The sequence below is a fragment of the Paraburkholderia phosphatilytica genome, assembly GCF_003443895.1.
Taxonomy (GTDB): domain Bacteria; phylum Pseudomonadota; class Gammaproteobacteria; order Burkholderiales; family Burkholderiaceae; genus Paraburkholderia; species Paraburkholderia phosphatilytica.
The window spans coordinates 116286-141861 of sequence record NZ_QQOA01000019.1 but is presented as its reverse complement, the minus strand read 5'-3'; the positions used below and the strand labels follow the sequence as shown (position 1 = coordinate 141861).

Here is a 25576-nt window from a genome sequence, read left to right as displayed (position 1 = left end):
CCGGAACGCGACTCGGTTGTCGCCACGGTGGCGCGCAAAGCAGATAAACAGCCTTTGGCTGCATGAATGAGGTGGCAACTACCTTGACGCGCGCCGGAGGTCTGCATGCCACACAAGAATATCTCCCTTCTTCGCGAGGAAGCGTTCGACGCCCCGTTCGCTGCTGGCGGCAAAGCCGCGCAGCCGGTCGGACCATTGGTCGTGGACGTCTCCGCCATCGACATCCGCGTCGAAGTGCTTGCGGTTGCCACCAAACGGCGAATCCGGCAAGCGGTGACTGCCGGGCGCATCATCAGTTCACCTGATCCCTCCTTGACACAATCCAGCATGCGGCCAGTTCAATCGGGCGATCAACGACCACGTACGCTGTGTCCTGATGCGGCCCTTGCTGAGAGTCCTGGTCGAAGCTCAAGCGCTGAAAGAGGCGTGGTACTTCTTCGAAAATTGTATTCAGAAATTCAATCAGCCGGGGCGACGAGAACAGGTCCAGAGCCTCTTCGATCGCACCGTAGCAGTCCACAACGCGTGTACCCAGACGGTCAACGGGCTCGTTGAGCGGTCGAGTTTCTCGAGAACCGTGCTGTTGATAAATCAGTCTGGGATTGCCTTTCCGGAACGAACGGTCGATTTGTGCCTGAACGCGTCTAACTTGCACAGGTCAGTTGCTCCTTGCAGCACGACAAACCCATCGGCAACGAATGCTCTGATAAGGTTTGCCAGTTCGAGCGAAACCTGCTTAGCACCGTGACCTTGCCCCTGTTCCACGAATCCCATAGTTGAATTTATCAGGCCGCTTGCCCGCGCTGAGCGGCGGCCCAATTCTTTTCGAACGTCATGGGGCTGACGTAGTGCAATGTCGAATGCAGTCGGCGGGCATTGTAGAAACCAGGCCAGTCGACGATTTTATCCATCGCGGCACGAAGTGCCGACCGTGCAGTCGTGCGACCTTCAGCGAACCCCGCAGGCTTTCGGTCGGCGCATCCCAACAATCGCCGCGTCGGCTCATCGACGAACGCATGCCGTAAGCCTTGAGCGTGTCCTGGAACAGTCCGCTGCAATACTTAACCGGTTCTGTGGGCCGTCTCCGCTGCAAGCGAAGCAAATTATTGCACGCTGATCGTACGTTGGTGAATCTCCGAATCCACGCTCATTCCGAGGGTTGGTGGGGAATTCCAGAGGTCATGCCAATAAGCCCCGACCCTTCCGCAATCGTCTGATGCGACGTTCGGCCTTTGGTGTCTCGTTGATGTATTTTTGCCGTCAATCTATTTTGGGTCGGGCGTCAGTGGTCCGTAGGCGCGCGACCCGTCGAGAGTATGGTTGCAATCTATGGAAAGATGGCGCCGTTCGGCCCAGGGTCAATTATTGCAATTGGTCGACTCGCGTCAGCCGCGAGCCTTCACTTTTAGTGCCTAAAGCTCAGCTTCTTGTGCCCGATGTAACTCGTAAAGACCGGAATCGCCACACCGAACAGGTGCGCGATATCGCGTGCATGATTGATCACGCCAATGCGCGGAAACACATAATCCGCGAGCCCGACGCTGACTGCCCACGTTTGCGCGACGGCCACGAAGTTGACTAGCGTGAAGAAGAAGATCGACCGGTGCGTGGACTGCTTGCTCTCGGTGAACACAAACAGCTTCGCGAGGATGAACGCGGTGATCATTCCGGTGATGTACGCGACGATAATCGCCGCCGAAAAGGGCATCCACAGGTTGTAGACGATCCGGCTGCCCCAGTTCACGCCGGCGGCGAAGCCACCCGTCAGCAGAAACAGGAACAGCTGTCGCGATATGAAGGACTGCTTCTGGATCGTGTGCGCGCGTGTCATAACATCCTCGCCATCTTTCGCGACAGACCGATACTCTCGGAGATGCCGCGATCTTCCGGGTAGTAGTAGGAGGTGTCTGCTACCAGCAGGCCTTCCACCGGCAGCTTGATCGGTGGCAGCCGGTCGAGGTACCCGGGTTCGCAGATCGGCTGCGCGAAACGGTAGCGGCTGGCGCGGACGTCGATGAAGTCGTTGAGCGTCAGCTCCGGATTGATCTTCATCAGATAGCGCTTCACCTTGTCGATGAACACCGAGTCCGGCTCGGCGTATTTCGGATGCTCGCCGGGCACGTAGAACGGCACGTAGACGACGTGATGATCCATCGGCCGCAGGTTCGTGTACTCGACGATGCCGGGAATATCCATGTCCGGATCGTTCGTGTTCAGCCAGAAATTTTCGGTGACCGGCTTCTTCAGCTTTGCGATGATGCAGACCACCGCGATGTTCTTTGTCTGCCGGAAGGCGTTCAGCACGTCGGAAGGAAGGTCCGGCATCACGCGCGGCACATACGGCAGCGGGATCGTGCTGATCACCTTGTCGAACGGCAGGAATTCGCCGCCGGCTTCGATACCCGTCACTTTGCCATTTTCGATCACGACCTTCTGCGCCGGCGTGCCGAGCCGGAACTCGCCGCCGTTCGCCTCGATATAGCGACGCATGCCTTCAAGCAGCGTTTCCGACCCGCCGTCGAGATAGCCGAGCTTTTCATGGAAGATGTTGTAGCGCGAGCGGCCGATGCGGTGGATGCGGCTCCAGATCCACGCCGCCGACAGGTTGTACGCGTGATCGTAGAACTTGTAGTCGAAGAGCCTGCGCCACAGCACTTCCCACGCTTCCTCGCCGATCCAGCGGCGGATCCAGCCGGTCGCCTCGACATGGTCGAGCGGCTTCCAGTCGTTGCGCTTCGTCGACAGGAACGCGTGCAGACCGTAGCGGAATTTTGCGGCGAAACTGAGGCCCTTGAACTTCAGCAGCGCGATCGGGTTGCCCCACGCCTGCACGCGGTTCTGATAGAAGTAGCCCATCTTCGTCTCGCGCCAGTTCATCTTGCCTTCGAGGCCGAGTTCGCGCAGCACCTGCAGGAACGCATCGTCCGAGATGGCGTGGAAGTGATAATAGCGCTCGATTGACATGCCACCGAAGTCGAAGCACGCGGCCATCCCGCCGACCCGGTCGTCTGCCTCGAAGATGATCGGCTTGCGGCCGTCCTTGACCAGTTGATAGGCGGCGCCGAGCCCCATCGGCCCCGCGCCAAGTACGGCGATGCGGTCTGTACTCATGAAAATGGTCCCGTCAGAATTCGAGTGCGATTTGGCTGTAGGTCGGATCATTGAACGTTTCGTCCATCGCCCTCGCGAACGGCGTGGCGCGAATCCCGAAGATGCCTTCCCAGTCGATCACCTCGAACTCGTCGCCGGCCGTCAGCGCCTTCAGCTGGTCCGCCGTGAACGGCGGATTGCGGTCGAACAGCGCGTAGATTTTCAGCAGCACGTAGAAGAGGCCGTACGGAATGCGCACGATCGCGCACTTCGCGTTCGTTGCGCGCTTGATCTGCCGGATGATGTCGATGTAGTCGACCCGTTCGAGGCCGGAGATGTTGTACGGCTTGCCCTTGATGCGCGATTCGATGCAGCTGATGATCACGTTGCAGAAGTCGCCGACGTAGAGCGGTTGACGCATGTACTTGCCACTGCCGGGAATCGGGAACACCGGCACGCGCTGCATGAAACGCGACAGCCAGCCCAGGTGCTTGCGGTCGAACCAGCCGAACATCAGCGTCGGGCGCAGCACTGAGCATTCGATGCCCGATGCGAGCACGATCTCTTCCTGCTCGCGCTTCGTGTCCGTATAGAAGTCTTTCGCAACCGAATTCACCACTGACGAGCTGATGTGCACGGTATAGGGAATCGCGTAGCGCTTGATCGCGTCGAGCACGTGACGGGTCGACGTGATGTTGTTGCGGATGAACGGTTCGAGCGTCGGTGCGCCGATCTGCGCCTGCAGCATGACGACGACGTCGGCACCTTCGAAATGCTGGCTCCAGTCGCCGGGTTTCGCGAGGTCCGCGTGGATTGCCGTGACGTCGGGATGCACACTGTGCAGCACGTCGAGATTCGACTGGCGCTTGTCCAGTATGACCAGGTTGTTATAGCCGCGCGCCTTCAGCCGTGCGACGAGATTCTGGCCAACGAGGCCGGCGCCGCCGGGCAGGATGATGCGGGTGTTGTTCATGCGTTCACTCGTTGAAGAGGAGGCCAGTGAAAATCGACCGCCAAAATGCTGCAAAACATGACATTTTACATGCTGCCGAAGGCGCTCGAGGTGCGTTCGGCCGCGCGTCAGTCCGATGGGGCCGCGCTGTCGAGCACGGCGGCCGGCACCAGCTGTGCGACCGCGCAGTAATCGCTTGGCGCGACGATGCCGACGATGCGGATGTCGCCGTGGCCAGGCGCCGACAGCAACGCCGTCCAGCCGGAGAATTTCGCTCGCTTGCCGACCACCTTGCTGACATCGCCGCGATTGGCGCCGGTCACGCCGCTGCCGATTGGCTTGCCAGTTGCGTCGGTGAGCGCGATGTTCTCCGGCACGCTGCGCGTTGTCGGGTCGTAGATCCAGCCTTGCGCGCGGTAGATGCCCGGCGTCGGAGTCTTGAACACGTGGTCCAGCGCGCCGACGCAGGTCACCGTCGGTTCGATCTGCGCCGGCAACACCGGATAGTCGGGCTGGTTCGGCGCGAAGATCGAGATTTTCGCCGCTTCGCCCAGTTGGGCTTCGTGCCGCAGGCCGTCGATCGACGGATAGACCGAGCGTGTCATCGCGAAGTCGTACACATGCGCGCGCAGCGCAAGGCCAGCGACGTTGCGCTCATAGCGCGTCTGGCGGTCCGCCCGGAACGCCTCGCGTTGAAAAGACACCACGATCAGCAGCGCGATCAGCGTGACGCCGAGCGTGCGCCGCGAGCCGCGGCCGGTCGGACAGTTGATGCCGATGTACAGCAGCAGCGCGAGCCAACCCGTCAGCGACGCGGTGGTGTAGCGTGACGAGAAGGCAGTATCCATGCCCATCACGAGGCGGCCGCTTGCTGTGAGCAGCGCGTTGCCTGCGACGAAGGCCGAGAACACCAGCAACGCGGTCGCGAGCGGCAGCCGGTTGCGGCGCGCAACGGCGTGCAGCAGTGCTGCCGCCAGCGCGGCTACGAAGATCGCACCGCAAACTGCGGCGCCGAGCGGCCCGAGACGCGTGTAGTCAGCTGGCGCACCGAGATAGAAGACCGCGTATTTCAGCATCGCGACCGGATGGTCGCGCAGGCCCGCGATCGGACTGCCGGTATTGCCGGGCGAATGCCACGTGTAGAAGTAGGCGACCCAGATCGCGGCGCTCAGCACAGCGAGGAGCACGACCGCACGCCAGCGCAACCGCAGGTAGATCGCGGTGACCACCAGCACCGGCCACACCAGCAGGCCGCTCGCCATCGAGCCGGCCGCGGCCGTGGCCGCCGCCACCATCGCGACGTACCAGTTGCGCTCGCGCGCCGAATCGCCGTGGTGCAGCGCTTCAGCACACAGCTGCAGTGCATAGAACGCCAGCAGCGCGAACAGATAGACCGCGTACCACTGGCTCTGGAAGCCCCAAGTGAAGTTTTCGCGCTGCATCCACGAAAACAGGAAGATCATCACTCCGCCGATCAGGCCTAGGGGCGAGCCCCAGTTGCTCGCGACGCCGTAGTGCAGCGCGATGCGGATGAAGGCGAGCGCAAGCACACCAGCGAGCACCAGATTGGCGATCAGCGACAGCACGTTGCGGCCGCCGAAGTAGCGCACGTCCGCGTAAAAGATCAGGCGCGAGAACACTAGCCGGTGCTCGTTGTGCTGTTCGAAGAAGGCCCGCCACGGCGACTGCAGTGCGCGCGTGTAGAAGGCGATCGTGCCGTCCCACGAGTCGGCGTACGGAACGGGGGAGAAGTGCTGCTGGACGGAGTAGAGCGTGCTCAGCAGCGTGGCGATGCCGAGCAGGAAGATCAGCCAGTTCAGGAAGCGGCCACCGCGAGTCGTCAATGCTGCGGCCCTCACAGCGATGCGCGCTTGAACAGGAACTGCGGCACGGACCGGATGATCAGCATGATCAGCGACCAGAACCACGGCGTGTACAGTACGTCCTTGCGCTTCTCGACCGCCTTCACGATATCGCTTGCAACCTTGTCCGCTGTCGCGACGAGCGGCCCCGGCAAGGGCAGGCCGGCCGTCATCGGCGTGGCGACGAAGCCTGGCTTGATCGTCACGAGATGCACGCCCGCCTTGAACAGGCGCGCGCGCAGACCTTCGCAGAACGCGGACAGCGCGGCCTTCGCGCTGCCGTACAGATAGTTCGACGGGCGGCCGCGATCTCCGGCCACCGACGAGATCACGGCCAGCACGCCTTGCTTCTGCGCTTCGAGCAGATTCGCGATCGGCGTCAGCAGTGCGATGACCGATACCGCGTTGGTCGCGAATTCGCGCACCGCAACCGTTGCGTCGGCCTGGCAGGCCGCCTGGTCGGGCAGCGTGCCGGGTGCGACCAGCACGATGTCGGGCGCGCCGAGTTCGGCTGCGCACCGTTCGAGCATGGTGGCGTGCTGCGCGAGATCGTCGATGTCGAGCCGGAACGTTGCCGCGAGCGGGGCGCCGCGCGCGGCGAGGTCGTCGGCGATCTGCTGCAGGCGTTCGCTGTTGCGCGCGACGAGGAAAAAGCGTGCGCCTTGTTGCGCCCACTGGCGCGCACAGGCATGGGCGATGGCGGACGTGGCTCCGACGATCAGGATGTTTTTCATATGCGGGTAGTCCGTTCCCAGAAGCGCGACAGGATCGCGGGGTCGCGAAGCGACTCGAGTTGTTGCCACTGCGGGTAGGCCGCGCGGAAATCCGCACCGGACATGTGGGCGTCCTTGGCCGGATAGATGCGCCCTTGCGCTTCGCGGACGATCGCGTCCAGCTCGGTGAAGAGCCGCTCGTTGAGCGCATCGCGTTGCGGAAAGTCGAGCGCGAGCGATGTGCCGTCGAGCGGGAACGACAGCAGCCCCGGCGAAGGCAGGTCGCCGCAACGCTTCAGCACCGCGAGGAACGAGCCGGTGCCGCTCTTCGCGATCGCGGCGAGGATCGCATGGATCGCATCGCGGGACACCGCGGCCGGCACCACGCACTGATACTGCTGGAAGCCCGCGCGCCCGTAGATGCGGTTCCATTCGAGCAGGCTGTCGAGCGGATAGAAGTACTGGTCGTAACCGACCGTGGACTTCGCTTCGTCGGACATCTGCTTGCGGTAGAACAGCTCGTTGAATGCCCGCAGCGTCAGCGGGTTGAAGATCGGCACGGGCAGCGTGAACGGCACCGTGCGCTTCTTGCGGCGATCCGCTTCGAGCGGGCCGCTGTCCGCATGGTCGCCGATCATGTAGATGCCGCGCCCGAGCGTGGCGCCGCGCGCCAGGCAGTCGACCCAGGCCACGCCATATTCGTGCAGCGGATCGAGCCGCTCCGACAGCGCGAAGAATTCGTCGAGATTAGCGAAGCGGATGTTGGTGACGTCGATCATGCTTGAGCGGATCGGCATCAGCTGGATCTCGGCCCACAGGATGAGCCCCGTGAGCCCCAGTCCGCCGACGGTGGCCGCGAACAGTTCGGCGTGTTCTTCCGGCGCGCATTCGCTCACGCTGCCGTCGCTGCGCGCGAGCGCGAAGCGGCGCACGTACCGGCCGAACGTGCCGCGTACGTGATGGTTTTTGCCGTGCACGTCGTTCGCGATTGCGCCGCCTAGCGTCGCGTACTTCGTGCCGGGCGTGACGGGCAGCATCCAGCCGCGCGGAATCGCGACCTCGAGAATCTGTTCAAGCGTGACGCCGGGCTCGGCGCGCAGCACGCCGCTCTTCCAGTCGGCCGCGATCAGCCGGTCGAGCGGCAGCGTTTGCAGGACGTGGCCGGAGGCGGCGAGGCAACTGTCGCCATAGCTGCGGCCGTTGCCGAACGGCAGCATCGTGCCGCGCTCGCCGACCGCGTCGGTCCATGCGGCGCGCGCGCTATCGCGCCACGCGACCGGATGCGCTTCTTGCGGAAAAGCGGGATAACGCCCCCAGGAACGCACCGTGCCCATCGGTCAGATCGCCGCCCAGAACACGAGCCCGCACAGCGCAACGATCACGAGGCTGATGCGGTCGCGCGCTGCGAACACGATCGGGTCGTCGTGCATCCGCCCGCGGTGCGCGATGATCCACGTGCGGCTGACCCAGTAGAGCAGCAGCGGGCACGCGAGCCAGATGATCTGAGGATGGCGATAGAGCCCGGCAGTGCGCGCGTCCTGAATGTACAGCGCGAGCACCAGCACCGCGAGATAGCCCGACGAGGTGCCGAGCGACGAGATCAGCGAGAGGTCGCTCGACATGTAGCCGCGGCCGCGCGTCTTCACGAGCCCGCGCGACTGCAGCGAATACAGTTCCGCGTACCGCTTCACGAGTGCTAGGCTCAGGAAGATGAACATCGAGAACGCGAGCAGCCAGAACGTCAGATGGCCGCCGATCGCCGCGGTGCCGGCGATGATGCGCGTAGTGTAGAGCATGGCCAGCACGACCACGTCCACCATCACCTGCTTCTTCAGGAACAGCGAATACGCAAGCGTCAGCAGGTAATAGCCGAACAGCACGGCGGCGAAGCGTGGCGGTAGCGACGACCACGCGATCGCGATAGCGGCGCCAAGCAGTACAGGAAAGAGCGCGAGCCCCCACGGAATCGGCAGCGCGCCGGACGCGAGCGGACGCTTGCGCTTCACCGGATGATGCCGGTCGTCTTCGAGATCGAGCAGGTCGTTCAGCAGGTATACGCTCGACGCGCACAGGCCGAACGAGAAGAACGCGAGGATCGCCGCGAACAGCAGCGGCGCGCGCGACACTTCGTGCGCGGCCAGCAGCGGCACGAAGATCAGCAGGTTCTTTAGCCACTGGTGCAGCCGCAACGAACGCGCCCACGTCTTCAAGGTGGGCGGGCGCGATTCGATCACGCGCTCGACGTTGCCCTGTTTGCGCGCGGCACGCTCGACGCCCGGCGACGGATTGACCACATAAGCGCGTTCGGCCGATTGCCAGACCGCGATATCGTCGTGCGAATTGCCCGCGTAATCGAAGCCCTTTTCGCCGTATTCGGCGACAAGCCGGTCGCGTTTGCGATGCGACGACAGATTGGTCTCGCCATCCGTCGCGAAGGTGCGGTCGAAAATGCCGAGATGCTGCGAGATGGCCTCGGCATAGCGCTCGTGACTCGCGGTCGCGAGAACGAGCGAACGGCCGCTTTCGCGCTCCTGCTTGAGCCAGTCGAGCACCGTGTCGTCGTACGGCAGCACCGTGACGTCGACGTTGGTCCGGTCGGCGAGATGCGCCTTCAGTCCGGCTTTGCCTTTGCGCACGAGCCACAGCAACGGCTCGTAAAACCGGTGCGGTGCGGATTTGATGAAGGCGAATCCCGATTCGATCAGAACGTCCGAGCGAATCAGCGTGCCATCGAGGTCGACAACGAGTGGTTTACTGCGCATTCAGTCAGCCCTGAGGGCGCGTAACAGGATGTAAATGGAAAGGTCTTGCGTCGCGGCTGGAGGCCTGTCCGGCCGGGTTTGGAGCGAATTTTTCCCGGCGGCCGGCATGGCGGCGCTACTTTACTATTACCTGCCGGCCAGCACAACCCAAGTGGGCGGAAGTGTTTGATTTTCTGCACTTTCCCAGTCTTTGGCAGGCGCCAATCCGTCACTTTGTGCTATATGGGCGGTAACAAAAGGCAAAGCAGCTTGCCGAAACCCCGAAACTTCAGCACACTTCCGAGCTACTGCGGCCTGTAACGATCAAGTGTCGTCCATAAGACACGGCGTTTCCACCACATGACTTTCACACGCGAGCCGCGTTCCGAGATCGAGGGCCTTTCGGTATCCGTTGTCGTTTATCGGCCGGACCTCCCACTACTGCGAAGTACGCTTGAAAGCGTCGCCAACGCATGCGAGGCACTTCGTGCTGCGCGACCTGCGTTCGCGCTTTTGGTGCTGCTCGTCGACAATGGCGGTCTGCCTGACATCGAGCCGTCGCTCGCCCTGTTGCGCGCGTATGGGGTCACCTGCGAAGTCATCCGCGGGCATGGCAACGTAGGCTACGGTCGCGGTCACAACCTCGCGATCGAACGCTCGGCAGGCTCGTTTCATCTGGTGCTGAACCCCGACGTCGAACTGGACTCGCAGTCGCTCGTCAACGCGCTCGAATTCTTCGGCGCGCATCCGGAAGCCGGCCTCCTCACGCCGCGCATCGGCGACGATGCCGGGCAGCTGCAATACCTGTGCCGCCGCTATCCGACGCTCGTCGACCTGTTCGTGCGCGGCTTCCTGCCGGCGCGTCTGCGCGGGCTGTTCGCAAAACGCCTGGCCGGCTACGAGATGCGCGACGTGATCAACGACCGCGACACGGTCTGGGATCCGCCGATCGTCAGCGGCTGCTTCATGCTGTTCCGCACGAAGGTGCTGAAAGAATTGGCCGGCTTCGATGCGCGCTACTTCCTCTATTTCGAGGACTACGATCTGAGTCTGCGCGCGCACGACGTGACGCGCGTCGTCTATGCGCCGGTGGTACGCGTGCTGCATCACGGTGGCGGCGCGGCGCGCAAGGGCGGGGCGCATATCCGCATGTTCGTGTCGTCGGCGTACCGGTTCTTCAACCGTTTCGGCTGGAAGTGGCTATGAGCACGGTGCTGGTGACGGGCGCGAACGGCTTCGTCGGGCGGGCGACGTGCGAGCGGCTGCTCGCGGATGGGCATCGCGTCACCGGACTCGTACGGCGTGCGAACGGCTGCGCGACCGATGTTGGGGGCATCGACGAATGGGTCGACCGCAGCGCCGATTTCGCCGGCGTGGCCGACACGTGGCCGGCCGCGCTCGCTCCAGAATGTGTCGTGCATCTCGCGGCGCGCGTCCACGTGATGGACGCGGATGCGCGTCATGCCGACGCCGCGTTTCGCGCCACCAATGTCGACGGCACGCTGCGGATCGCGCGGGCGGCGGCGGAGCGGGGCGCGCGCCGCTTCGTGTTCGTGAGCAGTATCAAGGCGGTGGCCGAGACCGACGCCGGTCGCGCGGTGCGTGAAAGCGACGCGCCGGCGCCGGAGGATGCATACGGCCGCTCGAAGCTCGCCGCCGAAGAGGCGCTAACGCGCTATGGCGTCGAGTCCGGCATGGAAATCGTGATCGTGCGGCCGCCGCTCGTCTACGGACCGACGGTTCGCGCGAACTTCCTGCGTTTAATGGATGCGGTATGGAAAGGCGTGCCGCTCCCGCTTGCGTCGGTCGATGCGCGCCGCAGCCTCGTCTACGTGGGCAATCTGGCCGATGCGCTGGTCCGATGTGCGACCGATCCGCGCGCGGCGCGACAATGTTTCCACGTCTGCGACGCCGACGACCTGACTGTCGTGCAGCTGACACGCTCGCTCGCGGCGCACCTGGAGCGCCCGGCGCGTCTGCTGCCGGTGCCGCAGGCGTGGCTGCGCGCGGCAGGGCGGCTCACCGGCCGCACCGCGCAGATCGAGCGGCTGATCAGCAACCTGCGGGTGGACGGCAACCGCATCGGGTCCGTGCTCGGCTGGCGTCCGCCGTATCCGGTGGACGATGGGCTCGCCGCAACGGCTCGCTGGTATCGGTCGACGCATTGATGGAGTCAGAGATCGCTGATGTCGTTTGAAGCTTTCATGCATGGGCCGGGATCCTTGGGCCTTGTTCTCGCAACCGCGATCTGCGCGGGCTGCGTGAGCGCGCTTGTCCTGTTCGTGCTGCTGCGGACCGGCCTCGCATGGCGGCTCGCGACGGATATCCCGAACGATCGTTCGCTGCACGTGCGGCCCACGCCCCGGGTGGGCGGCTGGGGCGTCGTGCCGGCCGCGGCGCTTGCGATGTCCGTGCTGACGCCGGGCTTGCGAATGGCGGCGCTGGCGGTCGTCTTTCTTGCAGTGGTGTCCCAGGTCGACGACCGGCGGGGCCTGTCCGCGCGCGCGCGCTTTCTCGCGCACCTCGTCGCGACCGTCGGGTTCGTCGCGCTGTTCCCGGCGCCCGCGCCGTGGTGGTTGCTTGCAATCCTGGCCTTCCTGATGATCTGGCTCGTGAACCTCTACAACTTCATGGACGGCGCGGACGGACTCGCGGGCGGCATGGCGCTGTTCGGCTTCGGCGGCTACGCGATCGCGGCGCTCATCAGCGTGCATCCGCAACCCGAGCTTGCGGTCGCATCGGCGGCGGTCGCGGGGGCGGCGCTGGGTTTTCTGTGCTTCAACTTTCATCCTGCGCGCGTGTTCCTCGGCGACGCCGGCTCGATCTCGCTCGGTTTTCTCGCGGGCGCGCTCGGCTACTGGGGATGGCGCGCCGACGCCTGGCCCATCTGGTTTCCCGCGCTGACGTTCGCGCCATTCATTACGGATGCGTCGATCACGCTCGCGCGGCGTCTTCTGCGCGGCGAGAAGTTCTGGCAGGCGCATCGCGAGCACTACTATCAGCGGATGGTGCGCTTGGGCATCGGCCATGCCGGTACGGCGCTGGTCTGGTATGCGGTAATGGCTGTGGGTATGATGCTTGCTGTTGCTGCGCTGGGGCTGCCGGTTTCCGTGCAGTGGTGCGTCGTGATCGCCTGGCTCGGCGTGTTGTGCGGCCTGGGCGCGCTCGTGGATCTGCGCTGGCGTCGTTTTCAGTCGACGCTGTCTGGTCAATCTTGAAGTATCGCGCCCAATGTTTAAATCCAAAGCGACCTATCTTTCGTTCAGCGCGTTCCTGTTCGACCTCTGCGCAGTCGCGGGCGCCTGGCTCACCGCGTACATCATCCGCTTCAACGGGATGGTGCCGCCCGAGTTCTGGCGCGGCGCGATCCATTCTCTCACGTGGGTGCTGCCGATCTACGGCGTCAGTTTCCGCATCTTCGGGCTGTATCGCGGCATGTGGGTGTTCGCGAGCCTGCCCGATCTCATGCGCATTTCGAAGTCGATCGTGTCCGGCGCGCTCGTCGCGATGGTCGCTTCCGCGATGGTGCAGCCGATCCCGATCGTGCCGCGTTCGGTGCTGATCGTGTCGCCGCTGCTGCTGTTCCTCGCAATGGGCGGCTCGCGCGCGCTGTATCGCGCAACGAAGGAGTTCTATCTATACGGTGGTCTTGTTGCCCAGGGCAAACCGATGATCGTGCTCGGCGCGGGGACGGCCGGCGCGAACCTCGCGCGCGAGCTGTCACGTTCCAGCGAATGGCGGCTCGTCGGCCTGCTCGACGACGATCCCGCAAAGCAGGGCCGCGAAATCTACGGCTACAAGGTGTTGGGCCCGATCAGCGACCTGCCGCGTCTCGCGGAGTCGCTGAAGACGGAGTACGCGATCATCGCAATCCCGTCAGCCTCGGTGGAGACGCAACGTCGTGTGGCCACGCTCTGCGTGCGCGCCGGCGTCAAGGCCTTGGTGCTGCCAGCGCTGACCGAAATCACGCAGGGCCAGGCGTTCCTCTCGCGCGTACGCCACATCGATCTCGAAGACCTGCTCGGCCGCGAGCCGGTGAAGATCGACACACCGCACGTCGAAGCGCTGCTGCGCAATCGCGTCGTGATGGTGACGGGCGCGGGCGGCTCGATCGGCTCCGAACTCTGTCGGCAGATCCTGCGTTTCGAACCTGCGCAGCTCGTCGCGTACGACCTGTCCGAGTACGCGATGTATCGCCTGACCGAAGAACTGCATGAGCGCTTCCCGGGTACGTCGGTCGTGCCGGTGATTGGCGATGCGAAAGATTCGCTGCTGCTCGACCAGGTGCTGTCGCGGCATACCCCGCACATCCTGTTTCACGCGGCGGCGTACAAGCACGTGCCGCTGATGGAAGAGCAGAACGCGTGGCAGGCCGTGCGCAACAACGTGCTCGGCACCTATCGCGTCGCGCGCGCGGCAATCCGCCATCAGGTGAAGCACTTCGTGCTGATCTCCACCGACAAGGCCGTCAATCCGACCAACGTGATGGGCGCGAGCAAGCGGCTCGCCGAGATGGCCTGCTCGGCGTTGCAGCAGACCAGCACCACGACGCAGTTCGAGACGGTTCGCTTTGGCAACGTGCTTGGCAGCGCCGGCAGCGTGATTCCAAAGTTTCAGCAGCAGATCGCGAAGGGCGGCCCGGTGACGGTCACCCACCCCGAGATAACGCGCTTCTTCATGACGATCCCGGAGGCGTCGCAGCTCGTGCTGCAGGCATCAAGCATGGGGCATGGCGGGGAGATCTTCATTCTCGACATGGGCCAGCCGGTACGTATCGTCGATCTGGCACGCGACCTGATCCGCCTCTACGGCTTCACCGAAGAACAGATCCGCATCGTCTTCACGGGTCTGCGGCCGGGCGAGAAGCTCTACGAAGAACTGCTTGCCGACGAGGAAACGACGAGCCGTACGCCGCATCCGAAGCTGCGCATCGCGCAGGCGCGCGGGGTGCCGGATAACCTGCTGGATGAGTTACTGCCGTGGCTGATGCAGCACCGCGTGCCCGGCGACGATGAAGTGCGGCGGGACCTCCGCCGCTGGGTGCCCGAGTATCAGCCGGCACTCGCGCCGGCGTTGAAGAGCGTTGCGGCAGCGTCTTCGGCCAGGATTTCCTGACGCGCGGAAGCGTCTGGCGTGACGCGCTGAGCGCTCAGGCCGCAGCCGACTGGCTGCGCGTTGCCAAAGCGGCTTCGATCAGGATATCCACGCAGTCGCTCACCGCGCGGTTCGACGTGTCGATGGTCAGATCCGGTTCGACCGGCGTCTGATATTCCGCCGATACGCCGGTAAAACCCGGCAGTTGCCCGTTACGCGCCTTTGCATACATGCCCTTCGGATCGCGCTGCTGGCAGGTAGCGAGCGGCGTTGCGATGAACACTTCGAGAAACGCCGGCCCGACGATCGTGCGGGCCAGCTCGCGCTGCTGTTCGAGCGGGGAGATCGTGGCCACAACCACCGTATAGCCTTCACACTGGAACAGCCTCGCGACATGTGCGAGCCTGCGCACGTTTTCGATGCGATCCTCATCGGAGAAGCCGAGGTCAGAGCAGAGCCCCTCGCGGAGCGTGTCGCCATCCAGGACGATGGCGTTGCGGCTCGCGCCGCGCAGTTCGGCCACCATCGCATTCGCAATCGTCGTCTTGCCCGCGCCGGAAAGCCCGGTCATCCAGACGACCGGAGTCGCAGTTTCCCAAATACTGTTTCTGGCGTTCATTGGCGGGGTTCCGAATGCAGATTACGGAACTGTAGTTTAACGTTTGCGATCCGTAAAAGTGTCACCGTATTTTACGGATCATTGCGTCCGCAACGCTTTTTCCGCGCTCTTGCGCGCGCTGCAACGGCTGGTCACACTGCCTTGCGGGACTGACCAGCGCTCACGAGCGCCGATGCTTTCTCACCACCATCCAGCGCGGCGCCTTGAAGCGCACGATGCTGACGTAGAGCCACACGTAAGTGAGCGCGAACACCACGACGAAGCAGAACAGATGCAGCGTGTGGCGCCAGAAAAGCGTGGCCGGGACGACGGCGATCAGACACAGCAGCCACAGATAAGGCGAGGTAAGCGAATTGCGCCGCGTCAGCTCGCGCGCGGTGCGGTTGCCGACCGCCCAGCGCATCAGCCGCTTGTACACCAGCATGTGCAGGTGCACGCCATCCGGAATGCCCGGCGACATGCCGCGGATGAACTTCTTGCGGTAGATCGAGAAGCAGGTCTCGAAGATCGGGTACATGAAGAGCAGCACCGGATACCACGCCGACACGTCCCGGTTGCGCATCACCAGCATGATCGACAGTTCGGCGAGCATGAAGCCGATGAAGTACGCGCCGCCGTCGCCGAGAAAGATCAGGCCCGCCGGGAAGTTCCAGATGAAGAAGCCCATCACCGCGCCCATCATGATCAGCGACGCGGACAGCACGATCGGGTCCGACACCTCGAACGCGACGTACGCGAGCGACGCGAACATCATGAACGCGACCATCGACGCGAGGCCGTTGAAGCCGTCGATGATGTTGATCGCGTTGGCGAGCGCGGCCACCGCGAGCACCGTCACCGCGCAGGAGACCGCCGCATACGACAGCAGGAAGTCGAGCGGCGGCACGCTGATGCGCGTCACCGCGATGTCGAGCAGAAAGTAGGCGAGGGCCGCGGCGGCCATCGTGCAGACGAGCCGCGCGAGCGGCGACACGCGCTTCGTGAGGTCTTCGACGAGGCCCGAGCCGAACGCGGGCAGTCCGCACGCGGTCAGCGCGACGATGCCGCCCGATACCGCCGGATAGGCGCGATGCAGTTCCAGCGCGCCCGCGACGAGCCCGATCAGGATGCCGGTCCCGCCGATGCGCGGCACGGGGCGCGCGTGGAATTTCTGCACGCCGCCGAGGTCGGTGTCGGTCGAGAATTTTTCATGCAGATGCGCATAACGCACGATCAGCAGCGTGATCAGCAAGGAGACGATGAAGCCGAGCGCGAAACTGAGCATGAAAAAGAGGCCGGGGCGGAAAGGCAAAACGCCAGATTATACAAACGAAACGACAGGCCACCAGGGCCGCCTGCGGGTCGCGCTGATGGTGCGCTGACCGGTTAACGCTGTGGTTGTGCCATGCGATGACCGTCGCTGCGAATTGCTCGCAACCCCTCGCAAACGGGTCGCGCGGAATGTTTAGTCCGCAAGGTAAACAACGGCGAATCAGCGCCGGATCGCGTCCAGATAGTGGGTCATTGGCCGGCGTTGCCGCCATGACTCATGGAATTCCCCTATCCATCGCGCGCGTCATGCTGCCGTAACCCGGAAGTGGGAAGCCAAACCGGCGACCAACTGCACTACGGAACTGCCAATGTTCAACAATATAAGTATCCGCACCCGGCTGACCCTGACGATCTGCGCGTTCGTCGGCCTGTTATTGACAGTGATCGTGATTGGCTACGGGGCCATCAAGCTGGCAAGCGAAAGTCTGGTCGACACGCAACGCAGCTCGATCGGCATGTCGACGCTCAAGACCAGCTCGGAAAAACTGCTGCAGGTCCGCCTCGCGCTCGGCAGCTACGAGACGCTCTTCAGCGTCGGCAAGCAGACCGACGACCTGCTGCCCAACGCGCACAAGGTGCTGGTCGATTCGAACGGCGACTTCCAGCATTACCTCGCCGGCCCGTTCGCGAACGACGACGAGAAGCGTCTCGCCCAGGCCGTCGCGCAGGCGCGCGCAGCGCTCGTCGATCAGGCGATCGAGCCCGAGTTCAAGGCGCTCAACGACAACGACTTCAACACTTTCCGCACGATCCAGGGCGAGACGGCGAACACCTACTACGCCGCCTATGCAAAGGCGATCGATGCGCTTGAAAAAGTGCAGGGCGACAGCGAGCAGCAGGCGACGGCCGCCGTGAACGCGCGCTTCCATTTCGTGACGCTGCTGTTCGTTGCGATCGGCGTGATCGCGATCGTCGTGGGTCTCGTCGCGCGCGCGGGTCTGGCGGCCGCGATCGTGCGCCCGGTCAACCGGATGGTCGAGCATTTCCAGAGCATCGCAGCAGGCGACCTGACGATCGCCGTCGGCGACGGCTCGCGCAGCGAAATGGGGCAGCTGATCGTCGCGCTGCGCCAGATGCGCGACGGGCTGTCCGACACCGTGTCGAAGGTGCGCGGCAGCAGCGGCGCGATCGCGCACGGCGTGAAGGAAATCGCCGCGGGCAACCTGGACCTGTCGCGCCGCACCGAGCAGCAGGCGGCCGCGCTGGAGCGCACCGCGGCAAGCATCGAGCAGCTTTCGTCCACCGTGAAGCAGAACGAGGACAACGCGAGGGAAGCGAACCGGCTCGCGCAGGGCGCGCTGCAGACGGTCGTGCGCGGCGGCGAAGTGGTCGAGCGTGTGGTCGATACGATGGACGGCATCACCGAATCGTCGCGCAAGGTGAAGGACATCACCGGCATCATCGAAGGCATCGCGTTCCAGACCAACATCCTCGCGCTGAACGCCGCGGTCGAAGCCGCTCGCGCGGGCGAACAGGGCCGCGGTTTCGCGGTGGTCGCGTCGGAAGTGCGCAGTCTCGCGCAGCGCTCGGGCACGGCCGCGAAGGAGATCAAGGAACTGATCGGCGATTCGGCAGCGCAGGTCGAGCAGGGCGCCTCGCTCGTGCAGCAGGCCGGCAAGACGATGAGCGACGCGATGCAGGCCGTCGAGCGGATGACGCGCATCATGGCCGAGATCGAGTCTGCCGCTGCGGAGCAGAGCTCGGGCATCGAGCAGGTCAATCAGGCGATCTCGCAGATCGACGAAGTGACGCAGAACAATGTCGCGCTTGTCGAGGAGGCGGCCGCCGCCGCGAAGTCGCTCGAAGAGCAGACCGAAGTGCTGCACGACGCGGTCGCGGTGTTCCAGGTCGACGGTCACGGCCGTTCGGCGGGCGCGTCCGCATCGGGTGAGCGGGCATCGGTGCGTGCCGCCGAGCCGGTTCTCGCGGACCTGACGCCGTTGCAGACGGTATAAACCACACGCGCCGAACGGCGTGAAAGATGCTGCAAGGAACAGGGCGGGCGATCGTCCTGTTTCGCTTTGGGTGGCCGTTCGGCGCGGCGGCCGCCACGACAGGCGGCGCAAGATTACGATTTCCCTATTGCCAGTGTGCGGGATCAGCCAGCACAATGCCCCGACACAGCCGGGGGGGCAATGAAGCGAAGCATCATGTTGGCGAGCCTATGCGGCCTGGCGGCCTGCACGGCGATCTCGAACGTCGAGACCCGCGACGATGGACACCTGATCGTGACGAGCCGTGCGCGCATATCGCTCGTGTCCTGGAATCACGTTCGGCGTCTCGGCCTGAAACACGCGGCCGCTTATTGCGACCGCACGCAGCAGCGCCTGCACGTGATCTCGGTACATACCGACGGGGTGTGGGGCGTGACCAGCCAGTCGGTCACCGTAGAGTTCGATTGCGTGTGAGTGATGGGTGCGCGGCCCCCGGATTCTCGCCGAGGCCGTTCAGCGCGGTAGCCCGCGGCCGTCGCGGTTCGCGGGCTACCGTCCCGCGAGTCGTTCTCCACTCCCTAGCAGCAGCCCCGCGAACGACCAGAACGCGAGTATCGTGGTCTGCCACATGAAGTCGTCGGTCGTGTTCTTCGTGATCATGCCGGCCACCAGCGCGATACCGGCCGCGCACACCCACGGTTCCATCTTCCGCAGACGCCAGAAGCGCGCGACGAGCGCGAGCAGCAGCATCGTTTGCAGCGCGAGCCCGATGAAGCCGGTCTGCAGCCAGGTGTTGAGGAACAGGTTATGCGCGTGGGTTGGCGCCTGCGGCTCCAGCTGCAGCAGCGACGCCGGCATCTCCGCGCGGTAGGCCATGCCGGGCAGCGGCTTGCCGAAGCCCACGCCGCGCCACGCGTGCTGTGCGCCGGCCGCGCGATAGAACGCCCACACTTTCGGCCGCGTGTCCGACGACAGCGTGTCGCCGATACCGGCCAGCGCCTTCGGCACGTAGATCTGATGACCGCCGATCTTGAAGTCCTGCGCGGTCGGCGGCGGCATGTTGTGTCCATAACGCAGCCGCGCGCTGACTTCGAGCGTGCCGATGCCTGCCGCGCCCACCAGCGCGATCGCCAGCACGGCGAGCATGATGTGACGGCGGTAGAGCGGGAACAGCGCCACCAGCAGCGTGATACCCGCGGCGGGCCAGAAGAAGCGGTTGAGCGTTGCGAGGCCGATGAACAGGCACAGCACGAGGCCCGTCACGCCCACCGTTCTCCAGCGCGGACGCAGCATCAGGCCGCTGAAAAGCGGCATCGCGAACACCGCGAGCGAGCTCGTATGGCCGACGCGATTGTAGAAGTGCAGCAGGCCTGTATCCGCGGTGGGCGGCTGCAGATGCCCCCAGTTGCGCAGGCTGATCACCGCCAGCAGCAGGCAGCCGAGCCAGTTGAAGAACACGATGCGCTGCGGACGTTCGGCGCGCGAGCCGACCAGCCAGAAGCCCCAGAACGCGACGAGCGGATACAGCATTTCGTCGAACCACGCATGCAGGCTGATAGTCGGGAATGCCGACCATCCGACCGCGCACGCGGCCCACAGCGCCCAGGCACCGATCGGCAGGGCGAGCGGCCAGCGCTGCATGGACGGGCGCTCACGCGAACATGCGGCCGCGAGCGTGCCGAGCGCGAGCAGCCCGAGCGCGTTGAATTCGAGGGCCGTCATGTGCCCGAACATCACGATAAAGAGGATGGCCGGACAGGCAACCCACAGCACGCGCTCCACTCGCGCCATTGTCATTGAACTTCCACCAGTACGTTATGCAGTGCGCCGCTGACGGCTGCGACGCTCAGGCGGTCCATGCAGTCCGCGTGATCGCCACGCCATGCGACGCAGGTCCTGTCGTTGCGGTCGCAGCGTCGCACCCATTCGACCTTGCGCCGGAAAATGAACGGCTCGTCGCGACATGGCATGTCCGCAATCGTCACCGGCGTGAACGGGACGTCGCGCCAGTATTCGCCCGCCCCGTGAATCGATGCGTTGCCCGGTCCGAACAGCGCGACGGCCGGCACGCCGATCAGCCGCGCGAGGTGTGCGACGCCGGTATCGGGGCACACCACCGCCCGCGCGCCGGCAAACAGATGCCACAGCTCCCCGAGCCCCAGCTTGCCGGCCAGATTCGGATGCGCAGGGTCCGGATCGATCGTGCGGATCAGCTTGTCTTCGCCCGGTCCGCCGCTCCACACGGGCGTGTAGCCGCGCGCGGCCACGAACTGCGCGAGTTCGCGCCAGCGCGCGACGGGCCAACGCTTGACGGTCGTGCTCGCGCCCGGATGCAGCACGACGTACGGCCGCTCGAGCAGCGCGACATCGGGCAGCGCGGCGTGGGACGGCGCGGGCCAGTCGTCCGGGCGATAGCGCCGCGGCGCCGGCCCGGGCACCAGTTCCGTCGCGAGATCGGCCCATGCGGCAGGCGTGGCCGGATACGGAATGGCTGCGTTCACGGGCCAGTTTTTCCACGCCGGCACGTCGTGTTCATGGGCGACGATCCAGCGGCAGTTCGCGGCGAGCGCGAGCCAGCTGTGCCGGTTGTCGCCCGCGACGATGCCGAGATCGTACGGCCCCGAGCGCAGCACGCCGAGCACGGTCGCGAGGTCGCGCGGGTCGAACGGCAGCGCCTCGACGCCGAACGGCCGGCCCGCGTACAGCGGCACGATCGGCTTCGGACAGGTGAGCGCGATGTGCGCGTCCGGGTATTGCGCGCGCAGCTTCGCGATCAGCGGGGTGAGCAGCAGCGTATCGCCCAGCAGCAGGTTGTGTGCGATCAGGATGCGCCGCATCTGCGCCGGCGACCGGCGCAGCGGTTTGAGCGCAAGCCGAGGCAGGGCCCGCGATATCACACGGATACGCCCGGAGAGGCGGCTCATTGGATAGACAGGCCGACTGGTTCGCTGACGCGTGGGCTAAGCGCCGGGTCGCGGCGCAGCGCCGCTTCTGTAAGCAGGGTCTTCAGCGAGTTCATTCGTGTCGGCATCGGCGCCCGGGCTCTATGGCCGCAGGTGACGCCGCACGAAGGCGGGGCCCTGCGCACGCGGGTACCGGAACGGTACGCCGCACAGCGGGCCGGATTCGCGGTTCGCGACGGCGGCGGTTTGGTCGATCTTGTCAGACGGGAGTCAAAAAAGTATACCATGCGGCCCCGCTCCGCCCGCCAGTACGGGGTATTCATACGGGGCCGCATGCTTGCGATTTCTTGCGGAAGTTTCCATCGGAAAGCATGCCGGTGGACGTTTCCGGCCAGATGGAAGGGGCGGACGTGAGACTGTTACAAACAGTCACATTCAAGGCGCAAAAAAGTGACTTTCTGTTCCGCGAAGCCCTCAATCTTCGGTGGAGTTGGCCGTTATCGCATGTGTTCATCAGTCTGTGACTTCACATGGCCAAAATGCTTCCATTCTCGCGTAATGCCCAGGCGATGCTTGCTCGCCAGCAGAAGGCTGCGCTGCTGCCGGTGCCGCGTGCCACCGCCGACGAGCTTTCGCTGCGGGTGCACCTCGCGCTTGCCACGCTGCGCCGTGGAAAGGGCAGCAACCAGGATGCGCAGACGTTGACGCAAACCCTGATTCTGACCGGCTTTCTCGTCGATCTCGGTTACGGCAAGCTGTTGCCCGAGCAGGTCCGCGAAGCGGACAAGCTGATTGCGGCGTGCTTCAGCGCAGGCCGCGAATCGGGCGAGTGGCGGCTCGACGAAGAGGGCGCCGCGACTTTCATGATGATCGTGTCGCTGTACGACTGGCAGTTGCGCAGCGTTCCGCTGTGGGCGATGGCGGAAGCCAGCGACCGCCTCGACCGCTTCACCACCGGCGGCAACCTGCCGCTCGCGCCTCGCAAACGGGCCTGAGCGGCTCAGGTCTTCGGCGCGGTTCTTCGGTAGAACGAAGACAGCCGCATGCGCCAGCTGGATGGCGAATGTGCCGTAGCCACCTTGGCCCTGGCTGAACTGCCGGGATCGGCAAAGTCAGCAACCTCACCAGCTTCAGCAGTCTTTGCGCCCGCCACCGCCGACGTGGCCTCGAGGCGCCGCTCCAGTTCATCGATCGTGTGTTGACGTTCCCGCGCCAGCGACTGCGTGTGTTCGAGCGCGCTCTGCGTCATGCCCAGGCAGTCCGCGACCGGTTCGACGATCGATATGAAGTCGCGTGAGAACAGGTGATCCAGCGTTGAGGCAGCCATGTCATCGTGATCCGGCGGCGGTGCGTGGCCAAGCCCGCACCATGTTCCGAACTCGCGCGGCAACGATGCTTCCTCCCGAAGCGCGTCCAGTCCGAATCGCCCGGCGACTTCGGCGTTCGACGCGGAAAAATGCTCGACGATCCGGTTTCGCGTTGCCGCTGCCATATGCGGCCGCTCGGGAAGATGCTGTCCGATCAGTTCGAGCAGCCGCTCTTCCGCGGGGGTTGCTTCACGCTGCTGCTGCGCGCGGTAGAAATTCTTCAGTTGCTCGATGAGCGGCGTCGATGCATTGATCCGCTCCTCGTGCAATTCGAAGCGCGCGGGCCAATCGATCACGTGCAGAAAATCGGCCAGCACGCTGGGAACGCAGGCGGATTCGTACGAGCGAATGACCGTGTTGATACCCGTTATCCGGTCGAGCTGCGCGAGCAGCTTCGTGTAGTCGAGCGGAAACTCGGCGAGATCGAGCGTGAGGCGCGCATCGGCGTATGCGGCGAAGTCGAGGCAGAAGCGGCTCTTCAGGCGCTCCTGATAGTTGCTCTCGATGTAGTCGGTCTGCCGGCGCAGGTACAGAATGACAACGATCTCGTCGACCACCTCCGACAGCCCGTCGACGATGCGCTGGAATTCCGCGGGGCGTCTCCACAGCATGTGCGAAAACTCTTCGCTCGACAGAATGACGTGGTGCGGCGTGCCGCGGATTTCGTCGATCAGCGAATCGGTGAGTGCGTGCAGGGTGTCCGCCGGTGCGGGCAGCGCGAGACGATGTTGACCCGAGTCGGGATCGAGCCTGCCGGTGAGCGGGAAATGGAACCCGGCGCCAGCGAGGCGCTCAGGTTGTTGGGCGAGCGCGAGCTGAATGGTCGACGTGCCAGTCTTATGAGTGCCAATGTGTAGATAGCAACGACGCATCTGGAAGGCGGGATCAGGACACCTGATGTTGAGTAAAGCCTAGTGTAAGCTGACCTGGTTCGCAAAACATTCACGAAGTTTTACGCACTATTACCGCGGCAAGAAAAGTCGAGGGCACGGTGCGCAAAATGCTCACCAGCGAAGCACGAAGGAGATGAGATGCTGACAGGCGGCTGCTTCTGCGGTGCGATCCGCTATGAAATCTCAAAGCCCGTGCTCGACACGACGATCTGCCATTGCGTGGATTGCCGCAGGGCGGCGGGGGCGCCGATGGTTGCGTGGATGACCGTCGCGCGCGACGCGCTGCGTTTCGTCAGCGGCGAGCCCGCGCGCTACGAGTCGAATCCTGCCGTGCTGCGACAGTTCTGCGCGAACTGCGGCACGCACCTGACTTGGGAGAGCGACGATCTGCCGGACACCATCGATGTTTCGATCGGCAGCCTCGACGCGCCGGAGCAGGTCGCTCCGAAGGATCACACATGGACATCGCAGCAGCTCGCGTGGCTGCACGTGAACGACGAGCTGCCGAAGTATCCCGCCGCGGAAGCGACCGGCGCGCCCGACTAGGCACTCCAAAAATCGAAGCTCAGGTTCCCGCCACCTGCCATCCCAGTCCCAGGCTCTTCTGCAGCGACACAAAGTCCTTCAGCAGTTCCGCCTGCGCGGCGACGACGTCCTGCTGCGCGGCGAACTGCGAGCGCTGCGTGTCGAGCAGATCGATGAGCGTCGACACGCCCGCCTGATAGCGCTGACGCATCAGCGTCGCAGACCGGTCCGACGACGTCTGCACCTGCTCGAGCCGCACCAGATGTTCGTGCTGATGGCCGAAGCGCGACAGCGCAGTATTCGCATCCTGCAGCGCCGCGAGCACGGTGTGCTCGTAGTGCGCCTCGGCTTCGTCACGCGAGGCTTCTGCTGTGTGCACCTTCGCGCCCGTGCGGCCAAAGTCGAAGATGTTCCACTGCAGGTACGGCACGGCGACCCACGTGAAATTCTGCTTGCGCAGCAGGTGGCCGGGGTCGCCCGCCGTGAAGCCGAGGTCGCCGAGCAGCGAGACCTTCGGGAAATAGTCGGCGATGTGCTCGCCGATCTGCGCATTGCTCGACGCGAGACGCCGTTCCGCCGCGCGAATGTCCGGCCGTTGCTGCAGCATCGTCGTCGGGTCGCCGATCGCCACCGATGCGGGCAACGCCGGCAGCGGCGCGAGCGTGCTGAGCTGCGCGTCGAGCGCGCCCGGCGCTTCTCCCGTAAGCACCGCGAGCTGGTCGAGTGATTCGGCGATCTGCGCATCGAGCGGCACGAGCGTTGCGCGGGTCGTGTCGACCTGGGTCGTCAGCCGTTCGACGTCGACGTCCGCCGCCGTGCCGCGTGCGCGGCGCTGCTCGGTCAGCGTCAGCATCTGCTGCTGGTAGTCGGCCGAACGTTGCGCGAGCACGAACCGTTGCTGCTGATCGCGCAGGCTGATATAGGTCTGCGCGACTTCGGCCGCGAGCGACACCTGGGTGTCGGCGAGATCGGCGTTCACGGCATCGGCTTCGTCAGAAGCTGCTTCGATCGCGCGGCGCGTGCCGCCGAACAGATCGATTTCCCACGATGCGTCGAAGCCCGCCGTGTAGAGCTGCAGCGGACCCTGGCCGCTCGAGCCGGAACTCGACGACGAAGACGAAGCGGACGACGAGCTCGAAGAGGAGAACAGCGATCCCAGCGCCGACGTATTCGGCTCGCGCATCCGCACTGCGGCGGCGTCGGCGGAAAGCTTCGGCAGCTCGTTCGCCTGTTCGCCGCGCAGTTGCGAGCGCGCTTCGCGCAGCTTCGCCTGCGCCGCATGCAGGTCGGGGTTGTGCGCGAGCGCCGCGTCGATCAGCGCGTCGAGCTGCGGGTCGTTCAGCGATTTCCACCACGCGGCTGGCGCGTGAGTGGTGGTGATGCCGTCAGCGGGCGCGCGCACGAACGTGCCGGAGCTGATGGCGTTTTTCGCGACGGGCGGCGCGCCGTGATAGTCGGGGCCGACCGTGCAGGCCGACAGCGTCCACGCGGCGAGGAGCGCGAGTGGGAGCTCGAGGGGGAGCGAGCGGAGGAGGGGCGGAGGAAGGGAGCGGAGTGACATCGTCGACAGTC

At 64.6% G+C, this 25576-nt stretch carries 23 protein-coding genes and 1 pseudogene; 8 read left to right on the top strand and 16 right to left on the bottom strand.

Going from position 1 to position 25576, the window contains the following annotated elements:
- Window positions 1-78: 78 nt before the first annotated feature.
- The 10 genes and pseudogenes from DVS29_RS20970 to DVS29_RS20925 form a co-directional block, all read right to left on the bottom strand.
- Window positions 79-270, bottom strand: coding sequence for a hypothetical protein (locus tag DVS29_RS20970; RefSeq protein WP_118182401.1), 192 nt, complete (start codon window positions 268-270; stop codon window positions 79-81).
- Between the two features lie 22 nt (window positions 271-292).
- Window positions 293-655, bottom strand: a complete 363-nt coding sequence (locus DVS29_RS36945; RefSeq protein ID WP_124800672.1) for a hypothetical protein — start codon at window positions 653-655, stop codon at window positions 293-295.
- A 130-nt stretch (window positions 656-785) separates the two neighbouring features.
- Window positions 786-1087: pseudogene (locus tag DVS29_RS20960) on the bottom strand (IS3 family transposase); the annotation flags it as partial.
- A 318-nt stretch (window positions 1088-1405) separates the two neighbouring features.
- Window positions 1406-1831 (bottom strand): GtrA family protein, encoded by a 426-nt coding sequence (locus tag DVS29_RS20955; protein ID WP_118182399.1) that lies wholly within the window; start codon window positions 1829-1831, stop codon window positions 1406-1408.
- Window positions 1828-3111: an NAD(P)/FAD-dependent oxidoreductase gene (locus DVS29_RS20950; protein WP_118182398.1), complete on the bottom strand. Its 1284-nt coding sequence runs from the start codon at window positions 3109-3111 to the stop codon at window positions 1828-1830. The genes DVS29_RS20955 and DVS29_RS20950 overlap by 4 nt, the downstream gene beginning before the upstream one ends.
- A 13-nt stretch (window positions 3112-3124) precedes the next feature.
- Entirely contained in the window at window positions 3125-4063 is a 939-nt protein-coding gene (locus DVS29_RS20945; protein ID WP_118182397.1) for an NAD-dependent epimerase/dehydratase family protein, read from the bottom strand.
- Between the two features lie 107 nt (window positions 4064-4170).
- Window positions 4171-5886, bottom strand: coding sequence for a hypothetical protein (locus DVS29_RS20940; protein WP_118182396.1), 1716 nt, complete (start codon window positions 5884-5886; stop codon window positions 4171-4173).
- Window positions 5887-5897: 11 nt separating this feature from the next.
- Window positions 5898-6638 (bottom strand): SDR family oxidoreductase, encoded by a 741-nt coding sequence (locus DVS29_RS20935; RefSeq protein WP_118182395.1) that lies wholly within the window; start codon window positions 6636-6638, stop codon window positions 5898-5900.
- Window positions 6635-7951: an FAD-binding oxidoreductase gene (locus DVS29_RS20930; protein WP_118182394.1), complete on the bottom strand. Its 1317-nt coding sequence runs from the start codon at window positions 7949-7951 to the stop codon at window positions 6635-6637. Before DVS29_RS20930 ends, DVS29_RS20935 begins: the two co-directional genes overlap by 4 nt.
- Window positions 7952-7954: 3 nt before the next feature.
- Window positions 7955-9379, bottom strand: a complete 1425-nt coding sequence (locus tag DVS29_RS20925) for a UbiA family prenyltransferase (RefSeq protein WP_118182393.1) — start codon at window positions 9377-9379, stop codon at window positions 7955-7957.
- 339 nt (window positions 9380-9718) lie between these two features.
- On the opposite strand from DVS29_RS20925, the gene DVS29_RS20920 reads away from it, so the two are divergent.
- The 4 genes from DVS29_RS20920 to DVS29_RS20905 are packed head-to-tail and all read left to right on the top strand — an operon-like array spanning window position 9719 to window position 14473.
- Window positions 9719-10564: a glycosyltransferase family 2 protein gene (locus tag DVS29_RS20920; RefSeq protein WP_118182392.1), complete on the top strand. Its 846-nt coding sequence runs from the start codon at window positions 9719-9721 to the stop codon at window positions 10562-10564.
- Window positions 10561-11526, top strand: a complete 966-nt coding sequence (locus tag DVS29_RS20915; RefSeq protein WP_118182391.1) for an NAD-dependent epimerase/dehydratase family protein — start codon at window positions 10561-10563, stop codon at window positions 11524-11526. The genes DVS29_RS20920 and DVS29_RS20915 overlap by 4 nt, the downstream gene beginning before the upstream one ends.
- Window positions 11527-11544: 18 nt before the next feature.
- Complete coding sequence (locus DVS29_RS20910; protein WP_118182390.1) at window positions 11545-12576, top strand: MraY family glycosyltransferase; 1032 nt, start codon at window positions 11545-11547, stop codon at window positions 12574-12576.
- A gap of 13 nt (window positions 12577-12589) precedes the next feature.
- A complete protein-coding gene (locus tag DVS29_RS20905; protein ID WP_118182389.1) occupies window positions 12590-14473 on the top strand; it encodes a polysaccharide biosynthesis protein in 1884 nt (627 codons plus the stop codon).
- 34 nt (window positions 14474-14507) lie between these two features.
- Here the strand turns inward: DVS29_RS20905 and cysC are convergent, their stop codons facing one another.
- Together cysC and DVS29_RS20895 are read right to left on the bottom strand one after the other, a co-directional pair.
- The gene (gene cysC, locus DVS29_RS20900) at window positions 14508-15071 is read right to left on the bottom strand and encodes an adenylyl-sulfate kinase (RefSeq protein WP_118182388.1); all 564 of its coding nucleotides are present in this window, start codon (window positions 15069-15071) and stop codon (window positions 14508-14510) included.
- Between the two features lie 160 nt (window positions 15072-15231).
- Complete coding sequence (locus DVS29_RS20895) at window positions 15232-16335, bottom strand: MraY family glycosyltransferase (protein WP_118182387.1); 1104 nt, start codon at window positions 16333-16335, stop codon at window positions 15232-15234.
- A 355-nt stretch (window positions 16336-16690) separates the two neighbouring features.
- On the opposite strand from DVS29_RS20895, the gene DVS29_RS20890 reads away from it, so the two are divergent.
- Both DVS29_RS20890 and DVS29_RS20885 read left to right on the top strand, forming a co-directional pair.
- A complete protein-coding gene (locus DVS29_RS20890) occupies window positions 16691-18337 on the top strand; it encodes a methyl-accepting chemotaxis protein (protein ID WP_118182386.1) in 1647 nt (548 codons plus the stop codon).
- Window positions 18338-18532: 195 nt separating this feature from the next.
- Entirely contained in the window at window positions 18533-18790 is a 258-nt protein-coding gene (locus DVS29_RS20885; protein WP_240655713.1) for a hypothetical protein, read from the top strand.
- A 75-nt stretch (window positions 18791-18865) separates the two neighbouring features.
- Here DVS29_RS20885 and DVS29_RS20880 read toward each other — a convergent pair whose 3' ends face one another.
- Together DVS29_RS20880 and DVS29_RS20875 are read right to left on the bottom strand one after the other, a co-directional pair.
- Entirely contained in the window at window positions 18866-20113 is a 1248-nt protein-coding gene (locus tag DVS29_RS20880; RefSeq protein WP_118182384.1) for an O-antigen ligase family protein, read from the bottom strand.
- Window positions 20110-21240, bottom strand: a complete 1131-nt coding sequence (locus DVS29_RS20875; protein WP_118182383.1) for a glycosyltransferase family 9 protein — start codon at window positions 21238-21240, stop codon at window positions 20110-20112. Before DVS29_RS20875 ends, DVS29_RS20880 begins: the two co-directional genes overlap by 4 nt.
- A 509-nt stretch (window positions 21241-21749) precedes the next feature.
- On the opposite strand from DVS29_RS20875, the gene DVS29_RS20870 reads away from it, so the two are divergent.
- The gene (locus DVS29_RS20870; protein WP_118182382.1) at window positions 21750-22214 is read left to right on the top strand and encodes a hypothetical protein; all 465 of its coding nucleotides are present in this window, start codon (window positions 21750-21752) and stop codon (window positions 22212-22214) included.
- Between the two features lie 5 nt (window positions 22215-22219).
- On the opposite strand, the gene DVS29_RS20865 is transcribed toward DVS29_RS20870, so the two are convergent.
- A complete protein-coding gene (locus DVS29_RS20865) occupies window positions 22220-23458 on the bottom strand; it encodes a hypothetical protein (protein ID WP_118182381.1) in 1239 nt (412 codons plus the stop codon).
- Window positions 23459-23617: 159 nt separating this feature from the next.
- On the opposite strand from DVS29_RS20865, the gene DVS29_RS20860 reads away from it, so the two are divergent.
- A complete protein-coding gene (locus DVS29_RS20860) occupies window positions 23618-24025 on the top strand; it encodes a GFA family protein (protein ID WP_118182380.1) in 408 nt (135 codons plus the stop codon).
- A gap of 19 nt (window positions 24026-24044) precedes the next feature.
- Here the strand turns inward: DVS29_RS20860 and DVS29_RS20855 are convergent, their stop codons facing one another.
- Window positions 24045-25565 carry an efflux transporter outer membrane subunit gene (locus tag DVS29_RS20855; protein ID WP_118182379.1) on the bottom strand — a complete coding sequence of 507 codons (1521 nt, stop codon included), beginning with the start codon at window positions 25563-25565 and terminating at the stop codon, window positions 24045-24047.
- Window positions 25566-25576: the final 11 nt, after the last annotated feature.